The sequence below is a fragment of the uncultured Mucilaginibacter sp. genome (genome assembly GCF_913773635.1).
Classification (GTDB): Bacteria; Bacteroidota; Bacteroidia; order Sphingobacteriales; family Sphingobacteriaceae; genus Mucilaginibacter.
In genome coordinates, this window is record NZ_CAJYGQ010000005.1 from 139,873 (window position 1) to 158,065 (window position 18,193).

General features: G+C 40.4%; 17 protein-coding genes. 9 read left to right on the top strand and 8 right to left on the bottom strand.

The genetic code is table 11. From position 1 onward, the window contains the following. Positions 1-74: 74 nt before the first annotated feature. Genes rfbC through QZ407_RS04305 form a run of 3 tightly spaced genes read right to left on the bottom strand, consistent with a single transcriptional unit; the run spans position 75 to position 2,773 of the window. Positions 75-623 (bottom strand): dTDP-4-dehydrorhamnose 3,5-epimerase, encoded by a 549-nt coding sequence (rfbC, locus tag QZ407_RS04295; RefSeq protein ID WP_295767935.1) that lies wholly within the window; start codon positions 621-623, stop codon positions 75-77. Between the two features lie 8 nt (positions 624-631). Continuing rightward, positions 632-934, bottom strand: coding sequence for a DUF4286 family protein (locus tag QZ407_RS04300; protein WP_295767937.1), 303 nt, complete (start codon positions 932-934; stop codon positions 632-634). A gap of 18 nt (positions 935-952) precedes the next feature. Beyond that, the gene (locus tag QZ407_RS04305; RefSeq protein ID WP_295767939.1) at positions 953-2,773 is read right to left on the bottom strand and encodes a tetratricopeptide repeat protein; all 1,821 of its coding nucleotides are present in this window, start codon (positions 2,771-2,773) and stop codon (positions 953-955) included. Positions 2,774-2,929: 156 nt separating this feature from the next. On the opposite strand from QZ407_RS04305, the gene QZ407_RS04310 reads away from it, so the two are divergent. From QZ407_RS04310 to QZ407_RS04320, 3 genes are read left to right on the top strand one after another with little or no spacing between them, the layout of a single operon-like run. Further along, positions 2,930-4,822 carry a prolyl oligopeptidase family serine peptidase gene (locus QZ407_RS04310; RefSeq protein ID WP_295767941.1) on the top strand — a complete coding sequence of 631 codons (1,893 nt, stop codon included), beginning with the start codon at positions 2,930-2,932 and terminating at the stop codon, positions 4,820-4,822. 4 nt (positions 4,823-4,826) lie between these two features. Further along, positions 4,827-6,473, top strand: a complete 1,647-nt coding sequence (locus QZ407_RS04315; RefSeq protein ID WP_295767944.1) for a HAMP domain-containing sensor histidine kinase — start codon at positions 4,827-4,829, stop codon at positions 6,471-6,473. A 3-nt stretch (positions 6,474-6,476) separates the two neighbouring features. Continuing rightward, the gene (locus QZ407_RS04320; protein WP_157540008.1) at positions 6,477-7,169 is read left to right on the top strand and encodes a response regulator transcription factor; all 693 of its coding nucleotides are present in this window, start codon (positions 6,477-6,479) and stop codon (positions 7,167-7,169) included. A 56-nt stretch (positions 7,170-7,225) separates the two neighbouring features. Here the strand turns inward: QZ407_RS04320 and QZ407_RS04325 are convergent, their stop codons facing one another. The 3 genes from QZ407_RS04325 to QZ407_RS04335 all read right to left on the bottom strand — a co-directional run bounded on the left by QZ407_RS04325 (position 7,226) and on the right by QZ407_RS04335 (position 9,784). Beyond that, positions 7,226-8,506 carry a replication-associated recombination protein A gene (locus QZ407_RS04325; RefSeq protein WP_295767948.1) on the bottom strand — a complete coding sequence of 427 codons (1,281 nt, stop codon included), beginning with the start codon at positions 8,504-8,506 and terminating at the stop codon, positions 7,226-7,228. Positions 8,507-8,577: 71 nt separating this feature from the next. Continuing rightward, positions 8,578-8,868, bottom strand: coding sequence for a chaperone modulator CbpM (locus tag QZ407_RS04330; protein WP_295767951.1), 291 nt, complete (start codon positions 8,866-8,868; stop codon positions 8,578-8,580). A gap of 1 nt (position 8,869) precedes the next feature. After that, positions 8,870-9,784 (bottom strand): J domain-containing protein, encoded by a 915-nt coding sequence (locus QZ407_RS04335; protein WP_295767953.1) that lies wholly within the window; start codon positions 9,782-9,784, stop codon positions 8,870-8,872. 351 nt (positions 9,785-10,135) lie between these two features. Here QZ407_RS04335 and QZ407_RS04340 point away from each other — a divergent pair, with 351 nt between their 5' ends. From QZ407_RS04340 to QZ407_RS04355, 4 genes are all read left to right on the top strand, one after another. After that, positions 10,136-10,744 (top strand): hypothetical protein, encoded by a 609-nt coding sequence (locus QZ407_RS04340; RefSeq protein WP_295767955.1) that lies wholly within the window; start codon positions 10,136-10,138, stop codon positions 10,742-10,744. Positions 10,745-10,958: 214 nt separating this feature from the next. Next, positions 10,959-13,103, top strand: a complete 2,145-nt coding sequence (locus QZ407_RS04345; RefSeq protein ID WP_295767957.1) for a carboxy terminal-processing peptidase — start codon at positions 10,959-10,961, stop codon at positions 13,101-13,103. A gap of 301 nt (positions 13,104-13,404) precedes the next feature. Continuing rightward, positions 13,405-13,833, top strand: coding sequence for a nuclear transport factor 2 family protein (locus QZ407_RS04350; protein WP_295767959.1), 429 nt, complete (start codon positions 13,405-13,407; stop codon positions 13,831-13,833). Between the two features lie 342 nt (positions 13,834-14,175). Further along, positions 14,176-14,604 carry a nuclear transport factor 2 family protein gene (locus QZ407_RS04355; RefSeq protein ID WP_295767961.1) on the top strand — a complete coding sequence of 143 codons (429 nt, stop codon included), beginning with the start codon at positions 14,176-14,178 and terminating at the stop codon, positions 14,602-14,604. A 79-nt stretch (positions 14,605-14,683) separates the two neighbouring features. Here the strand turns inward: QZ407_RS04355 and QZ407_RS04360 are convergent, their stop codons facing one another. Next, positions 14,684-15,367, bottom strand: a complete 684-nt coding sequence (locus QZ407_RS04360) for an NAD-dependent epimerase/dehydratase family protein (RefSeq protein ID WP_295767963.1) — start codon at positions 15,365-15,367, stop codon at positions 14,684-14,686. Between the two features lie 220 nt (positions 15,368-15,587). Here QZ407_RS04360 and QZ407_RS04365 point away from each other — a divergent pair, with 220 nt between their 5' ends. Beyond that, positions 15,588-16,490: a helix-turn-helix transcriptional regulator gene (locus QZ407_RS04365; RefSeq protein WP_295767964.1), complete on the top strand. Its 903-nt coding sequence runs from the start codon at positions 15,588-15,590 to the stop codon at positions 16,488-16,490. Further along, on the top strand, positions 16,468-16,890 hold the full coding sequence (locus QZ407_RS04370) for a DUF983 domain-containing protein (protein WP_295767966.1): 423 nt from the start codon (positions 16,468-16,470) through the stop codon (positions 16,888-16,890). Before QZ407_RS04365 ends, QZ407_RS04370 begins: the two co-directional genes overlap by 23 nt. On the opposite strand, the gene QZ407_RS04375 is transcribed toward QZ407_RS04370, so the two are convergent. Further along, entirely contained in the window at positions 16,891-18,132 is a 1,242-nt protein-coding gene (locus QZ407_RS04375) for an acetylxylan esterase (RefSeq protein WP_295767968.1), read from the bottom strand. Positions 18,133-18,193: the final 61 nt, after the last annotated feature.

Below are 18,193 nucleotides of genomic sequence, written 5' to 3' on the forward strand. Positions count from 1 at the left end.
TAGGCCTGATACATTAAGCTTATGGCTAATGCCAAGCTAAATGTATCAGGCCTATAGAATTTTATACTTTAATATTAAAAAGGACTTACAAAATCGGCAAAGGCAGGTAGAAGCTCATCTTTTGGCGACAATAATGCCTCACTTTCATTAATACCCCAACCAATGCCAAGTGTAGGATCGTTCCATATCACTCCAATTTCTGAAGCCTTGTCGTAAAAGTTGGTTACTTTATAGGTGAATATTGTGTTATCTTCAAGCGTTACAAAACCGTGCAAAAAGCCTGGTGGTACCCAAAATTGCTTATGATTATCACCACTTAATTCTACCGATACATGGCGGCCATACGTAGGTGAATTTTTACGTATATCAACCGCTACATCAAGCACCCGTCCTTGTAAAACCCTTACCAGTTTGCCCTGTGCAAAAGGATTTGCCTGCCCGTGTAAGCCTCTTAAAGTGCCCTTATGCGAAAATGATTGATTGTCTTGCACAAAATCAGCTGTTATTCCTGCATCTGCAAACTTATTTTTATTGTAGCTTTCATAAAAATAGCCCCGGTCATCAGGAAATATCCTGGGCTCAATAATCAGCAGCCCCTCAATGTTGGTAGTGGTAACGTTCATAAAACTTATTAGTCAACGGTCTTCATAATGCTGTTAAATAGCACGTATCTGTTCTCAAATTGTTGATGGTGGCGAATGTGTAAAGCCTGCAAATGCTGGTTTTTAAACTCTTCAAATTTGCTTAACTCAGTCGTTTTGTATTGAATGCAAAACGTGGCCCCTTCATTAGGTGAGTCAACAACCTCAAGTATCTGGTATTCCGTAAAGCAAGCAGTTTGCATAGCAGCAGGTATATGCTCCTGCTTCATCCATTGCAGCCACTCGGTACTTGCACCTGCATCAACTACAAAGGTTTCGTTATAAATAATCATCGTTAGCAAAAATATAAATTAAGAGGAGCTATCAGGTGTATCTCCGCGTAATATTCTGAAATGTTTACGGGCATCGCTTATCCAAATACTGCCGGGGTAATCAGTAATGATTTTTTGATAGTAAGATTTGGCGGTTTCCTTGTCATGTAACTGCTCATCGTAAATAGTGGCCAGCATATATACAGCATCATCAGCCCAAAGGTCATATTGATGGTCGGCTACAATTTTTTTTAACGGCACAATAGCTTCCTGATAATTTTTTTGTTGAATAAAGATGCGGGCCTTTGCCATTAATATATCATCGGCAAGTGCGTTACCCGGAAATTTTTTGTCAATGCTATCAAGTGTTAAAACAGCCTTTTCCGGTTCTTCTTTAAATATGAGTAAATCGGCTCGTGCATACATCTTAAGTGCGTTTCCGGCGGTATCGGTCACTAAATTATCACCTATTAATAACGACAAATTAAGGGCATCATTTGCTATAAGTTGTGATGTTGCAGCTTTTAATACCTTAAGCTGATTTTTTGCCCATTTAAAATCGCCGGTGTAATAAGATAGTTTAGCATTGCGGTAGTTTGCTTCCTGTGCCATAGTATTTCCGGCAAAAGCCTTTTCAACCTGGCTGTAAATAAGTGTAGCTTCCCATGGCTGGTTATTCATCAGGTATACATCGGCTAAATCAAGCTTGCATGAAGCCAAAGTTTGCGGGCGTAATGCTGGTAGGGCAACTGCTTCTTCAAGAATTTTTTGAGCATCATTAAGCTTATGCAATTTAAAAGCTTGCAGGTTTGCCAGCTTTTGCATGGCAAATGCCGTCCCGGCGTTTTTGCCAAATTCAGCCAGCAGGCTTGTGTAGTCCTTTTCCAACTCTAGTAAATCGGCGGGTGTGTATTTGCCCGATGTTATTCTTAAGCTTTTGGCATTAACCAGTTCAATTTTTACGGAAATGTATAAATCGTCTCCACGGCTGTTTTTTGTAAGTAGATATTCATATCCCCTTATTGCGGTTTCATAAGCTCCGTTGGCTACCAGTGTTTGACAAAGATCAAATATGTCGTTCCCTTTATCATTAGGCTGGCGGCGGTTCAAAGCCAGCGCCTGGTTAAGCGCCTGATCATATTGTTTTTGTTGTAAATACTGCCAGGTAAGTAAACTGGTGAACACAATTTGTTGCGGATCTTTTTGAATGTGCTTTAACAAAGCAGTACGCAGCATGTCATAATCAGCCTCGCCCTCATACAATGTTGCAAGTGTATTTTGAGCCTGATTAATGTAAATAGGATTTACCGATAGTAAGTTCAGGTATTCGTCTGTCAAGGCGGCTTTGTCGCGCTTTATACGGTAAAGGCTTATTAGCTCCATGCTAAACATCTGCGGGTTGCTGAGCATGGTACGTCCCTTCAACAAAATTTTTAAAGCTATATCAGTATTACCGGCTTGGTAAAACTGGGTGGCTAAACTGCTGATGGCGGCCTGGTTGGCGGGAAGGTTTTTAAGGAGTGTTTCATACACGGTAGAAGCCTCTTCGGTTTGGCCCCGCTCATTGTATATTTTGCCTAATGCTATGGCATATTGCGGTTCATCAGGGTGTTTTCGAATTATCTTTTTAGCCAGGTTTTCGGCTTCGTCATATTTTTTTAAGTTGCTGAGCGTTTCAACATACAGAAAAAAATAGGTTTCATTATCCTGTCGGTATAATCGCTGGTAAACATCTGCGGCTTTTTGGTATTCACCGTTTTGGGCATACTGCCTTGCCAGCTGCATATCATTACTTTCCTGCGCCTGCAAGCAAATTGTTACAGCAAACAATGTAAAAATCAGGATAAGTAAACGCTTCATGTATGTCAAAAATAATAAATTGCAACCCAAGCCAATTATATATTTTACTGATAGTTTAAGTTTAATACTAACGGGTAAAATTGTGGTGACATTGTTACTCAGCTTAGTAAATTTATATAATTTAACCTGATTGGAAAAAGAACGCACGGAATTAAGATGCTGAACCGTTTAAAATATTTGATACTTATTGTTATTCTGCTGCCCGCTTTTTTTTCGTGCCAGGAAGAGGAGCGCAGGCAGATACCTATAAGCGATTTTTTCAAAACACCTGATAAAAGCTTCCTTAAAATATCGCCCGATGGTAAGTACTTGTCTTACTTAAAACCGTATAAGGACAGGCAAAACTTGTTTATTCAGTCGCTCGAAGATGGTAAGGAGCGTATGGCAACATCATTTACTGATAACCCTGTACGCGACTACTTCTGGACGTTCAATAACCAGTTGGTTTTCAGTCAGGATGTTACTGAAATGGACGAGGTGAAAATGTACGCGCTTGATGTAAACACCCTGCAGGTGCGTACTTTGTTAAGCCAAACCAAAACACGTATAAGATTGCTTAACCGCAGCAGGCAAAACCCCGATGTGGTTACTATTATAATGAATAAGCGCAACCCGGCAACGTTTGATGTTTACCGGCTCAACGTTAAAACCAACGAGTTAACGCTGTACATAACAAACCCGGGCAATATTACTGAGTGGTATACTGATAATAACGGCAAAATACTGTTAGCCAAAGCATCTGACGGGGTAGATGAAACCATACTCTTCCGGAGTAATGAGCAGGCAAAATTCAAGCCCATTATTAAGAATAATTTTAAAAATAAGGTTGACCCGGTTGCATTCACAAACGCCGGGAACACGTTTTATGCCCTATCAAATGTAAATCGAGATAAGTCTGCCCTGGTTGAAATAAATGCCCTTACAGGCCGGGAGCAAAAAGTGATTTATGCTACTGACAAGGCCGATATAATGGATGTTGGTTACTCGCGTAATAAAAGGCGCCTGGAGTATGCCGGCTGGGAAGATGCAAAGCCACATAAGCATTTCTTGAATACGGAAGCAGGCAATATGTTTAATGATCTTAAAAAGAAGTTGCATAATGGTGCCGTTAAGTTTGTTGATCGTGATACCGCCGAAACTAAGTTTGTAATTACTACTTATACTGATCGTAACCCAGGAACCTCTTACTTGTACGAAAAAAGTACTGGGAAGCTTACCCAACTAAGTAACCTTAATACCAGTTTTAAGCCCGAAGAATTGTGTGCTATGAAACCGGTAAGTTTTAAAGCGGGCGATGGTTTGCTTATAAACGGTTACTTGACATTGCCTTTGGGTGATAAGGACAAAGACTTACCGGTTGTGGTTATGCCGCATGATGGCCCCTGGAACCGTAACAACTGGGGGTACAGCGCCGAGGTTCAGTTTTTGGCTAACCGTGGTTATGCCGTGTTTCAAATTAATTACCGAGGATCTACCGGCTACGGAAAAAAATTCATGAGTGCCGGTTTTAAGCAGGTAGGCGGCAAAATTCAAAGCGATATTAATGATGGTGTTCAATGGCTTATAAAAGAAGGCATCGCCGATCCTAAAAAGATAGCTATAATGGGTGCACGCTTTGGCGGCTTTTCAGCATTGTACGGCATGTCGTTTCACCCTAAAACTTATAATTGCGCCATAGTTCAGTACGGGCTTATAAACTTCTTTAACTATTTAAAAGATGTTCCTCCGTTTTTAAAGCCCCGTTTACAAATGACCTATGAAATGGTTGGTAATCCCGAAACGGATGCTGATGTGTTCAGGGCTATTTCGCCGGTGTTTCATGCCGATAAAATTAAGAGCCCACTGCTTATTTTTCAAGGTGCTAAAGACCCGCGTGCAAACATCAGTGAGTTAAACCAGTTTGTACGGGCCTTGCAAAAAAACAATGTTTCTGTTAAGTATGTGCTTAAAGATAACGAACGTAATTTTTTCAAGAGTGAGCACAACCGTATGGCCATGTATACTGATATTGAGAAGTTCCTGAGTACTCATATGAAGGTTAAGCCTTAATACCATGGCAGCCAAAGCACACCAGCACATCTACCAAAAGAATTTCTCGCTTATTGGGGCCTTTTTGGTGCTTATATCTATTATGGTGGTTGTAGCGCTTGTTATTGGCTATAACTTTACATCGCGCCTGGTTGAAAATGAATTTGCTTCAAAAAAGCTTGATGTGCTTGAGCAAACCATAAAACCTTACAATAGCTTCTTCCAAAACCGCATCCCCGAAATAACATCCTACCAGGGGTTTCTTGATTCATCGTCAGCTGCAAATTATGCCCGGTCGGTATTTGATGATTTTCCGTTTGTAAAAACTATAAGGTATGATGAAATTGCTATAGGCAGTAATCCGCAAAGCACTACCGGTAACTCAATGGGCATTACGGTAAAGGCCGTGTATGAGTACAGGCAAGTAAATCAGCGTATACAAGGGCGCAGACAATCGGCAGGTGCTGCGGGTATAGATTTTGCCACCATGTCGGCCAAGTTTAATTATTTTCTGGTAAACGCTGATACCTCCCGTGTCCCTAATCAGGATGAAATTTACCGTACCTTTTATGATGTTAAGCCGAGCAAAATCAGTTACCTTAATATACCCCGTCGCGAGGAGATAAAGCAATACCGGGAGTTGCAAAACGGTGGGCGCACATCAGCAGTTTACAAGCAAAATATGATGACGTTTTTGCTTGACGTGTATACTATAAAGCTTAAAAATACACACCCGGAGCTGTATCAGCATATATCAATTCAGCCCGTTGTTTATGATCCGCTTACTACTGATAATAGTGAGATAAGAACAGAAGTGGCACTACCCGGCGCGTTTTCTGATTATAAGCTTTATTTCAGGTCTGATCGTTCACACCTTGACAATGAAATTAACAAGCATTTTATGCCTACTGCAGCCATTGTGCTGTTAATTTATATCTTCTTAGTGCTTATTGGCTGGCTTATATATCGCAACCTAAATGTGAATCTTAAACTGTTTAAGCTACAGTATGATTTCATAAATAACTTTACCCACGAGTTTAAAACTCCCGTTAGCGTTATTAAAATAGCCGGATCAAACCTGAAAGGGGAGGGTGAACTTACCGAGAGGCAGCGAAAGCACTACGGTAAGATATTAGATGAGGAGGCCGATAAGCTTAACGAGTTAATGAACAAACTACTTTCGTTTACGCAAATTGAAAACCGGTCTATAAAGCTTAATAAAACCGAAGTTAACCTTGACGAGTTTGTGCAGAAATATATTAACACCTTTAGCATAAAGTACCCTGATTTTGATTTGAAGTACCGTGTAGAAGGTGTTTATAATTTTTATACTGATCCGGTTTTGTTGGGCAGTATATTTCAAAATTTAATTGAGAACGCCTACAAGTACTCAAACCCTGGGCAAAAGGAGCTGTTTATAAGCATTGGCTACGAAAAGCGTAACATAATTTTTTCATTTGCTGATAAAGGTATTGGTATACCTAAAAACGAGATTAGTAATATATTTAAAAAGTTTTACCGCATAGAAAACCAGTATAACCAAACCGGAAGCGTAGGCCTGGGTTTGGCTTTTTGTAAAGAACTGGCTAATTTTATGAACGGAGACCTGCAGGTAAAAAGTAAAGTAAACGAAGGTTCGGAGTTTATTGTAACCCTGCCTTATGAAAATTAAATCATGAACACAGAAATTAAGATAGCACTGGTTGAGGATGACGAGAATTTACGCTTTTTAGTGGCCGAGCGTTTAGAGACGGAGGGTTACAAAGTACTGGAAGCTGCCAATGGTAACGATGCAGAACAAATGATAATGGAGGGTAATCCGGATATTGTGTTGTTAGACTGGATGCTGCCCGGTAAGCAAGGCTCAGAAGTTTGCACGGCCATACGCGAAAAAGGCTTTGATAAATTGGTGATTATGATGACTGCCAAGGCGCAAGACGTTGACAAAATTGAGGCTTATAACTTTGGCGTAAGCGATTACATTACCAAACCCTTCAACATGGATGTGCTGGTAGCCATGATTGATAATAAGATTAAGTTCTCCTTAAACAGTGAAAAGTCAGAAGTTCACCGTTTTGCCGATATGGAACATCACCCCAATACCCACCTGTTAGTGAAGGGTGGCCGCAAGGTTGAGTTAACCATTCTGGAGAACCGTATTTTGCTTTACTTTTTAAAAAATAAAAATAAGGTAATTAACCGCGAAGAGCTGATGATGGAGGTGTGGGGCTACAATGCAGATGTTAATACGCGCACGCTTGATATGCACATTGTCCGCCTCCGTAAAAAGATAGAAAACAACCCCGATTCGCCCCAGTATTTGCAAACCGTACGAGGTGTGGGCTACAAGTTTGCCTACGAGGCATAATTGAAAGAGGAGCCACTTGTTTTATAGTGGCTCCTCTTTTAGCTTTTGATAATTTCTTAATACTTATACCTGTCGCCCCACAATTTACGCAGCTTTTCACGGGCTTCATTCTCACGGGCGTTTTGTCCGGGATCGTATAGCTTAGACCCCTTAATGGCATCTGGCAAAAAGTCCTGATCGGTAAAGTTGCCTTCATAGCTGTGGGCGTATTTGTATTCTTTACCATAACCAATATTTTTCATGAGCTTGGTTGGCGCATTGCGCAGGTGTAAGGGTACGGGCAGGTCGCCGGTTTGCCTCACCAGATCCATAGCCACGCCAATAGCCATATAGCTGGCATTGCTTTTTGCCGATGTTGCCAGGTAAACAGCGGTTTGCGAAAGGATGATACGCGCTTCGGGCATGCCAATTACATTTACAGCCTCAAAACAACTTTGCGCCAATAAGAGGGCGTTAGGGTTGGCATTGCCAATATCTTCAGAAGCTAATATAAGCATGCGGCGTGCGATGAAAGATGGGTCTTCGCCACCAACCAACATACGGGCCAGCCAGTACACCGCTCCATTAGGATCACTGCCCCGCATAGATTTGATGAAAGCCGAAATTATATCGTAATGCTGCTCGCCGGCCTTATCATAAAGCGCCATGTTTTGCTGCACATTCTCGAGTACATTATCATTAGTAACGGTTATTTGAGGTGCATCAATGGCGTTTATCAATAGTTCAAAAACATTAAGCAACTTACGTGCATCACCGCCAGAAAGCCGCAGCAAAGCCTCGTGCTCTTCAATGGTGATGTTTTTATGCTTTAATACCTCGTCCTCCTTCATTGCCTTATTGAGCAAGGCCAACAAGTCATCTTCATGCAAATGCTGTAGTATGTACACCTGGCATCTCGATAGCAAAGCCGAAATTACTTCAAACGAAGGGTTTTCGGTAGTTGCGCCAATGAGGGTAACAATGCCACGTTCAACAGCACCCAGCAGCGAATCTTGCTGCGATTTTGAGAAACGGTGAATCTCATCTATAAACAAAACCGGTAACGTTTGTCCGCCTTGCTTAAGCAGTGCGGCTTTCTCAATTACCTCGCGCACATCTTTCACACCTGAGTTGATTGCGCTCAGGGAAAAGAACGGGCGGTTTAGGTTTTGTGAAATGATATAAGCCAACGTGGTTTTGCCCACACCCGGAGGTCCCCAAAAAAGCATTGACGGTAAATTACCTGATTCAATTGCCTTGCGCAGTACGGCACCCTGACCAACCAAATGTTTTTGACCTACATAATCGTCAAGGTTTTTAGGGCGCATACGTTCGGCCAATGGCGGGAGATTGTTCATAGATGCAAATTTCGGTGTTATTGAAATGGCGTCCTAATATTTATTTAGTATATGTGGTGCGGTAGCAAAGCTCACTCATAGCTCCTCAACCTGTTTCTTAGTACCTGCATTTCCTGCTGCATCATATCAATACGCTCTAATAAATGCGTTATAGCTTCAACACCTTCTGTGTTAATTCCTAATTCAGTATGTAGTCTTATCATTCGCTCTAGCCGCGGTAGTTCATACACCGGAATATAGCTAACCTGATCAATTGTATTTAATTCTAGCAAACCTGCATCATGAAACGTAGAGATAACGGTATACTCAATACGGTGGTAGCTGCAAAATTCGTTTACGGGGGTTAACTGCTCTGTTGTCATATTATTTACGGTTAGCCAGTTGCTTAAATAATTCAATTTGCTCGTTAGTGAGGTTGGTAGGTATTTGTATGTTGTAAGTCAGGTACATATCGCCAAAGTCACCGTCTTTTTTATATACAGGCATGCCTTTACCTTTTAGTTTAACCTGGGTGCCGTTTTGCGTTTCGGGCTTTACCTTTACTTTAACCTGCCCGGTAAGCGTGTCGGCCGTAATTTCGCCACCTAATATTGCGGTATACAAATCAAGTGATACTGTAGCCAGCAAGTCGTTACCGCGCCGTTTAAAACGCACATCATCGGCAACCATAAAGGTGATGTACAAATCGCCTGCCGGGCCACCATTTACACCAGGGCTGCCGTGTCTTGCAATTTTTATGGTTTGCCCGTTTTCTACACCCGCAGGTATGGTTATGCGTATGTTTTTGCCATTTACGGTAAGCGTTTGCTTATGTGTTTGTGCAGCCTCTTGCAAGGTTAGTTGCAGTTGCGCATTAAAATCCTGGCCGCGATAGCGTGCTTGTTGCCGCCTGCCGCCTCCAGCTGCGCCGCCAAACATCGATTGAAAGAATTCTGAAAAGTCGCCGCCATCCTCACCAAATTGCTCAAAATTATATCCGCCCTGCTGACCTCCGCCCTGGTAGCCACTATACGAACGGCCCTGCTGCTGGCGCGCCTGCTCATAGGCATCGGCATGTTGCCAGTTTTCTCCGTACTGGTCGTACTTTTTACGCTTTTCAGCATCGGTAAGCACTTCGTTAGCCTCATTTATCTCCTGAAACTTTTTATTAGCTTCAGTATCGTTCGGGTTAAGGTCGGGGTGATATTTGCGGGCCAGCTTGCGATAAGCATTTTTAATATCCTTTTCGCTGGCAGTTTTTTCAACGCCTAAAATTTTATAGTAATCAACAAAGGCCATGGCTTAAATGATTTAAATAACCTGTTGGCTATAACATATATTTACCTGCGGTGGTTTTGCTGTACCAAACATCAGTGAAAAGGATAGGATAATTTCTAATATGTCTCAAATTGAAGGAGACAAGCTTAGGTTAAACCTTACAAAACAGGGTAACATTTACTGTTAATTCTCCGTATAAAACGGAGTTAAGTAAAAAAGAAAACAGATTGTCCTTATAACCATTACAATAGCTTGATTTAATTTTTAATTTAAATAAAGTTTTTACTTAAATTACACTCCAAAAGTGCTTGGTTTGCTTATAAAACTTAATTTTGCTTATAGCTTAATTTATAAAACCCCAACAAAGAATAGATGAGAGGAATTTTACTGGTTTTAGTTTTATGTACAACAGGTTTTACTGCTTCGGCGCAGTGGTGGGCAGTAGGTCCGTTAAAAAAGCATGCGCGCTATGCGCAAATGGCTCAGGTAAAACAATACCAACCAAAACTTGATGGCAAATTGAGCAATGCCGCTGTTAAAAGGGTGGCAATTTCACAAACCATTTACAACATTACGCAAAATGAACGTACGGTAATGAAAACCGCTCAGCATCAAATGCGTTTCAGAGAATATGCTGAGGCCAGCTATAGTTTCAACGAGCTTGCTAAAATTTACCTGCAGCAAAATAAGCTTTCAGAAGCTAAATGGTTCTTTTTGCAGAGTAATAACTTATCGAGGCAGCAAAATAACGACCGCTTAACCATTGCTAACCTTATTGAACTGGCATCTATTAAATCAACCATCGGCGATTTTGCCCTTGCCCAGCAAGATTTAGATGAAGCGCAAGACCTTGCCAGCAATCATCATTGGAATGACGATGTTGTATCGGTAAAAAGGCATCAGGATAATTTACAGCGTACCAAGCTTGCCGCAGTAAAAACCGAGGCAGGTTTAGCCAGTGCCGGACAAAATACCCTATAATTTTTAAGCCTGTAGTGTTTAACAGAAAAACAATTTTTTTACCCGTTAATAAAATAATAACCAGGTAAAAAAACATTGTGTCATAATATTGCATTTGTATATAAGAGACAGCTAAATTGCTGTCTCTTTTTTGTTTACTTTGGCAACTTGTATACTATAGGCACTAATATTGATGTTTTATAATTCAGGCACAGATTTAAAAAATATAAAGGAAATGTTTACAAAATTATATACGTTCCTGGTGTTGGGCGCAACGCTGGCTTGCCAGGCGTCAACCTCAGGGCCGGTCAAGGTTGACGGTTCAACCAATTTGGTACCCGATCAGCAACAAAGCATCGTGGCTAAGGAGGTTGCCGGGCTTATAAGCAGTTACAATTACAAGAAAGTTGCCCTTAATGATTCGCTTTCCAGCCTTATATATACCCGCTATCTTAAATCGTTAGATCAAAACCATAATTACCTGCTGGCATCAGATATTAAAGACTTTGACCGTTTTAAAACGGTGTTTGACGACGACCTCAAAGCCGGTAATTTGAATAATGCCTTCTATATATTTAACGTTTACCAGAAACGTTACCTGGAGCGTATTAACTACTCTTTAGCACAGGTTGATAAATCATTTGATTATGGTAAAAATGAAAGCTTTACGTATGACCGCGAAAAGGAGCCATGGGTTGCTAACCAGGCCGAAATGAATAAGCTTTGGAGCCAACGTGTAAAGTATGATTTGCTTAACCTTAAGCTGGCCACTGCCGATATGGGTAAAAACAAGGAAACCTTACGTAAGCGTTACCAAAGCCTTATATCGCAATCTAAAAAACTATCAAATCAAGACGTTTTTCAGATATTTATGGATGCCTTTACCGAGTCGGTAGATCCGCATACCAATTACTATAACCCTGCCAACGCGGCTAATTTTAACATTGAAATGTCGCGCTCGTTAGAAGGTATAGGCGCAACCCTTGCCAGCGAAAACGAGTATGTTACCATTAAAAGTGTTGTAGCCGGTGGCCCTGCTGATAAAAGCCGTCAGATAAATATTGATGACCGTATTGTTGCAGTTGCACAAGGTAATCAGGGCGGTGAATACCAGGATGTGGTGGGCTGGCGCCTTGAAAATGCTATAGCACTTATACGCGGTAAAAAAGGCACAACAGTGCGCTTGAAAATACTGCCTAAAGGAGTTTCAACGTCGGCACAGCCACGCATTGTTGAAATGGTTCGTGAAAAAATCGTTCTGAAAGATCAGTTAGCAAAAAAGGAAATACGCACTTACAATTCAAACGGTAAAACTTTAAAAATTGGAATCATCAACGTTCCTGCATTTTACATAGATTTTAATGCTTACCGCGCAAAAGATCCAAACTATCAAAGTACCACGCGTGATGTTAAGCTGATTCTTGATACCTTAAAGCGTGAAAACGTTGACGGCGTAATACTCGATCTTCGTCAAAACGGTGGCGGGTCATTGATCGAGGCTATCGAGCTTACCGGCTTATTTATTAAAAACGGACCGGTAGTACAAGTGCGTGATACCCGTAACCGTATTGAGGTTGACGAAGATGAAGACCCTACTGTAACTTATGCAGGTCCGCTTGCAGTAATGACGGATCGTTTCAGCGCTTCGGCATCTGAAATTTTCGCAGGCGCTATTCAGGATTACGGCAGAGGCATAATTATAGGTACACAAACCTATGGTAAAGGTACAGTGCAAAGCGCTATTGAGTTAGATAAGGTAATTAACCCATCAATTAAAGAGATGCTTACCGCAATGACCAAAAAAGCAAGCGGTACAGGAGCAGAATCTAAATTCGGGCAGTTGAACTTAACCGTAGCCAAATTCTATCGTATAAGCGGAAGTTCTACCCAGCATAAAGGAGTTATGCCTGATATCAAGTTCCCTTCGGTTATTCCGTTAGATAAGTATGGAGAAGATACCGAGCCATCAGCTTTACCATTTGATGTTATCAATAAAAGTAATTATACCAAGGTAGGTGATTTGGGTACAGTAATACCTCAGTTGAGCAAAATGCACGAAGACCGTATGGCCAAAAACGCCAACTACAAGTATTTGCTTGAGGATATTGCCGATTATAAAAAACGTCAAAATGAAACAAGCATAACGCTGAATGAGCAACAGTTAAAGCAACAGCGCGACAGTGAAGAGCAAAAGAACTTTGAGCGTAATAACTTGCGCCGAGCAGCATTAAATTTGCCACCTTTGAAAAAGGGACAGGTTAGACCTAAAAATGAAGACCTCGACTTTTTAAAGATGGAGGCAGGGCAAATTTTGACTGATTACATTAGCATTAGTAAGGATAGCCGATTTACGAATAATCAGGCGCCTACGCAGCCTTAATAAAAGAAATACCTATAGTTTATCAACGCCCGCATGTCGGGCGTTTTTTATTTGCCGAAATTTTATTTTGTGGTGTTTATGTGCTTTGATCTTGTCATTTAAGTTTTTATTTGCCTTTTAAAGGGCTTATTTCAATTATTTTGAAATAAGTCAAAACAATCATGTCAAAATCATGTTCCCAATCACCGTTCGATAAATATTTACAACAAAATAAAATTCTTTGTAACGTTTGTGGTAGTTGTAGTGTCTTATGGGTATAAAAGCAAAAACAACAATTTAAATAACATCAATTTTAAACGATATGAAAACTTTAAAAACTTTAGTATTAGGTATAGCTTTATTGGCAACTGCTCAGTTTGTAAAAGCTGATGAAATTGTTAAAACAGTAAAATCAACTAAAAATAACGCCGTTGACGCTTACGTAAGCGCCATGACAACTGGTCAGAGTACCGAACTTAATAATGTAATTGAAGAGAATGCTAAATTCAGCATCCTGCGTGGCAACAAAGTAATGAGCTTTAGCAAGTCAGCCATGTTGCAGTTTGCTGTAGAAAACAAAGACGTGCGCCAGGACTGTAAAACCAATGTTGAAGAAGTTGAAGGCAACGATGACATGAGCATTGTGAAAGTAGAAATGAACTATGGTAAGTTTGTACGCACTAATTATGTAACCGTTGCTAATACAGGTGATGGCTGGAAAATTACCAATGTATATTCGGTAATCAAATAAAAAGTTTTGTTCTCAATTATATAAAGCACTAAAGCCGCTCATTTGAGCGGCTTTAGTGCTTTATAGTGTTTTGTACTGCCGAGGCGTGGGAAAGCTTTGAATTTTTAAGCACATCAAAAATCATCAATTTAAAAACGTCACAGTTAATTGCGGTTTTGCTGATAATGTTAACTGTATTATATGGACAAATTAACGAACTTATTGATTTTGATGGCTAAATGTTAAAAGGTTGTTAAATGTGAAAATTGTTGGCAAATAAGTGTAACGTTTGCTGTTAAGCGGTTGTCTTATAGATACAAAAGCAAACAAAAACTTTTACTTAACATTTAAAATCTCAACGATATGAAAACCTTAAAATCACTTGTATTAGGCTTAGCCTTAGTAATAGTTGCTAACATAGCAAAAGCCGACGAACCTATACCAGCAGTAAAATTAACTAAAAATTATGCTGTAGAAGCTTACGTAAACAGCGCCACTTTAGGCCAAAACACTGAGCTGGCATCGGTAATTGAAGATAACGCAAAGTTTAACATTTTACGCGGCAAGGCGGTTATGAGCTTTACAAAAGCCGATTTAATTAAACATGCCAACGAAAATAAAGATGTACGTCAGGATTGTGCTACCACAGTTAGTGAGGTTGAAAGCAATGATGATATGAGCATTGTAAAGGTTGATATGAAATACAGCAACTTTACCCGCACAAACTATGTGACTATTGCCAACACCGGCGATGGTTGGAAAATCACCAATGTATATTCTGTGTTCAAATAAAAAAGCCCTTCAACTTAATATATCATAAATACCAAAGGCTGCTCAGTTTTGAGCAGCCTTTGGTATTTTATAGCCTTTATTACGATTGGTACCGGGCCATTGTCCTTATGTCTTTTACGTCAAGCGTTTCCTTATTATAGCCGTAAGCAGCGGTGTTAATCATTCCTTCCCCAAGCTCGGTAAGGGTTCCGATAGTTCCGGGCATAATGGGTCTTAACAACGGAAACATCCAGGTTATATACTTATAAAATCCGAGAGTGTTTTTTAGTCCCGGGGTTGGTTTCATAAATGCCGGCCTAAAGTTGTATACCTGTTTAAACTGAAGCAGCTTGAGGTCATTTTCGGTTTTGCCCTTCACACGGCTCCAATTACTGCTGCCGTTAATATTTGTGCCTGCTCCTGATATATAACAAAAAGTCATATCAGCATTAAGGCGGCTAAGTGTTTGGGCAAAATGCATGGTAAGCTCATAAGTTATCTTATAATAATCATCCTTACTTACACCAATTGATGAAATTCCAAGACAAAAAAAGCAGGCATTGTATCCAATCAGCTTGTCTTCTATTTTGCCTAGATCATGCATATCATCATGCAAAACTTCGGTTACTTTATGGTGTGTAATGCCGCTTGGTTTCCTGTTAACCAATAATATGCTTTCTACCAAGGTCGATTTCATGCATTCATGAGCAACACCCTCGCCAACCATACCGGTGGCACCAGTAATTATTACCCTTAATAATGGTATTGATTTGGAAGTCATCATTTAAATACTATTGCACGCTCACTTTGTTTCATCAGGTAGCAATCAATAAATTTTTTGTACTTGTGCAACGCTTTGTAATTAATGTCATTTATTAACATGATGCACATCACCGGTATTTAAATGATTAAAGCTTAGAATTGCATCAATAAGTAAATGATACCATTAAGGTTATGTTTAATACCAGTAAAAATGGTATAGTACTACTTAAATTTGTATCATCATGAAGCAGGATATACCGGTTTACGATATTTGTACATTATCTGAATTTAAACAGGATGATATATTAATAAGCAGGTTTGCGCCTTATTTGCAAAGGCATCAAAACCTGCAAATGGCTCATAAGCACACGTTTTACCACCTCGTACTTTTTACACAAGGAGACGGTAACCACACCATAGACTTTGAGCAATTTGAAGTAAAACCCTATCAAGTTTACTTTATGGTACCGGGCCAGGTGCATAGCTGGGCGTTTAAAGGTGATGTTGATGGCTACGTTATAAACTTTTCCGTTCCTTTTTTCAACTCCTTTTTACTGAAGCCTGATTACCTGGAACAGTTTTCTTTTTTTAACGGAAGTACTGCTAATGCTGTAATTGATTTACCACAGCAGGTGCACAAAGAGATATTGGCTTTATTTGAACAATTGGTTGCCGAGAGTGAAGCCCCGCAAAGACTTGGGCTTGATATGGTTAGGGCCTTGATACTGCAGGTTTTTATAAAGGTTGGCCGCCTGGGCTTTGAGCAGCAGGAGATAAATATAAATCCTTATAACTACACGTTGTTACGCAACTTCCAAACGCTCATTGAAAAGTATTATAAAACATTGCGCTTACCTAAGGATTATGCCGCAATGCTATACATCACTCCAAACCACCTCAATGCGCTTTGTAAAGATGCTTTAAATATATCGGCAGGGGAAGTGATACGTAACAGGGTAACGCTTGAAGCAAAACGCTTACTTATAAACCTGCAGTTAGGTATATCAGAAATTGCAGCTCAGCTCAATTTTGAAGACAATTCAAATTTTACAAAATTCTTTAAAAAGCAAACGGGCCTTACTCCGGAGGTTTTCAGGAAAGAGGCACTTAAACATACACAACATGAAAACATTAAGCTTAGATAAAACAGCAATGGCAAATCCTTCTGAATTCAAAAGCGCCTTACAATGTAAGTGTCCAAAATGCCGTACCGGTAATATGTTTGTCGGTAAGGGCTACCACTTAGGAGGCCAAACTATGCGTGAAAACTGTCCGCATTGTGGTTTTCACTTTGAAATAGAACCTGGGTACTTTTACGTAGCAATGTTTGTAAGCTACGCCATGAACGTTGCGGAGATGGTTACACTTGCCGTTGCAACCTACATTTTAACCGGTAATTTAGAGTCACCCTGGTTATATATTACCATATTGTTAGGCGTAGCATTTGCACTCTGGCCATTCAACTTTAGGTATTCAAGAGTGATTTTGCTTTACTGGTTAACACCTAACCTGCATTTTGACCCAACCCGTGCTGGTGAGGCTTAATTAAAACAAGCCAAATTTATCCATTGTCCAGTTGCTGAGGTACTCATAAATTGAAGGGGGTACCTCATGCGCAAGCTCAGGATAAACAAACAGTTTGTATTTAACCTTTATGTTGTTGAGCATAGCTTGAACGTTTGCCGGTGGGGCAAGGTTATCAAGTAAACTCATACCAATAAGTGCAGGGCATTTCAACTTGTCTGAAAAATTCTTCAGATCAAAGTAGTCGAGGTTGTAGAGTAACGTATTGAGCGCAATGCCTCTTTTACGGCCATACTCGGTAAAGCTTTTCATCGGCCATTCCTTACTTCCAACAGATGCACGGTAATCACAAAACACAGGATTGTTTGATGAGCAAAGCTTTACGCGTTGATCTAACGATGCAACCGCAATAGATAAATAGCCGCCCATACTTGCCCCCGATACCAGTATTTGTGTTGAATCAAGATCTTTACGGGTTTCTATAAAATCAATAGCGCGCAGGCAATCCATTATGGCACCTCTGAATACGTATTTATTACGGTTTTCAACATCGGTTGTTACGTAGCCCTCGGTAGTGGTGTGTATAACATCCTTACTGTTACCATGGCCGCGTACATTAAATGATAGTACAGCCATTTGAGGTGAACCATAAATGGGTTTTACACCTTCGCCGCCATAGCCCGGCAATATCACCCAAACCGGAAACTTCTCTTTAGGCTTGCGATCTTTAGGGAGCGTTAACCAGCCGCGTACGGTTATGTTACCTATTGATTTCATTTCAACCAGGTAAACGTTGGTGTTCTTCTTATCAGAATCGGGCTTTGCGGTTACTTTATAGTTAGGGGCAATTTTATTCAGCTCATCTTTTGCTTTAGCCCAAAATGCATCAAAGTCGGCTGGCTTATTTCCGGCCGAGCTTATTTGCTGTGGGTTAATACCAATTACTCGTCTTATAGTATCATCATACTCGTTAGTGTTGAGCATAATGTTCACCTTATAAAAGCCTGCAGGCTGGGTTGGAATACTTAACTGATACTTTCCGCTGCTTTTTTTGTTTACTTTAACGCTGATGGAGCTGCTGCTTACTTCCTTGTTATTAGGTGCAATAATTGCGTAGCTTAATCGGCCGCTTTGGTCTGTCTTCAAGTTGTTCTTTATCTCAACTTTATAGGCAATGCGGTCGGTTCTTTTATAAATAGCTTCTTTTTTTGATGGCTTTGCATCCCATATAATTTCCTCTTCCTGTGCAGTAGCGGGAAGCATATTACAGGTAATAAGAACAGTAGCTAGCACAGCGCACTTTAAAAACTTTAGTGTATCCGCA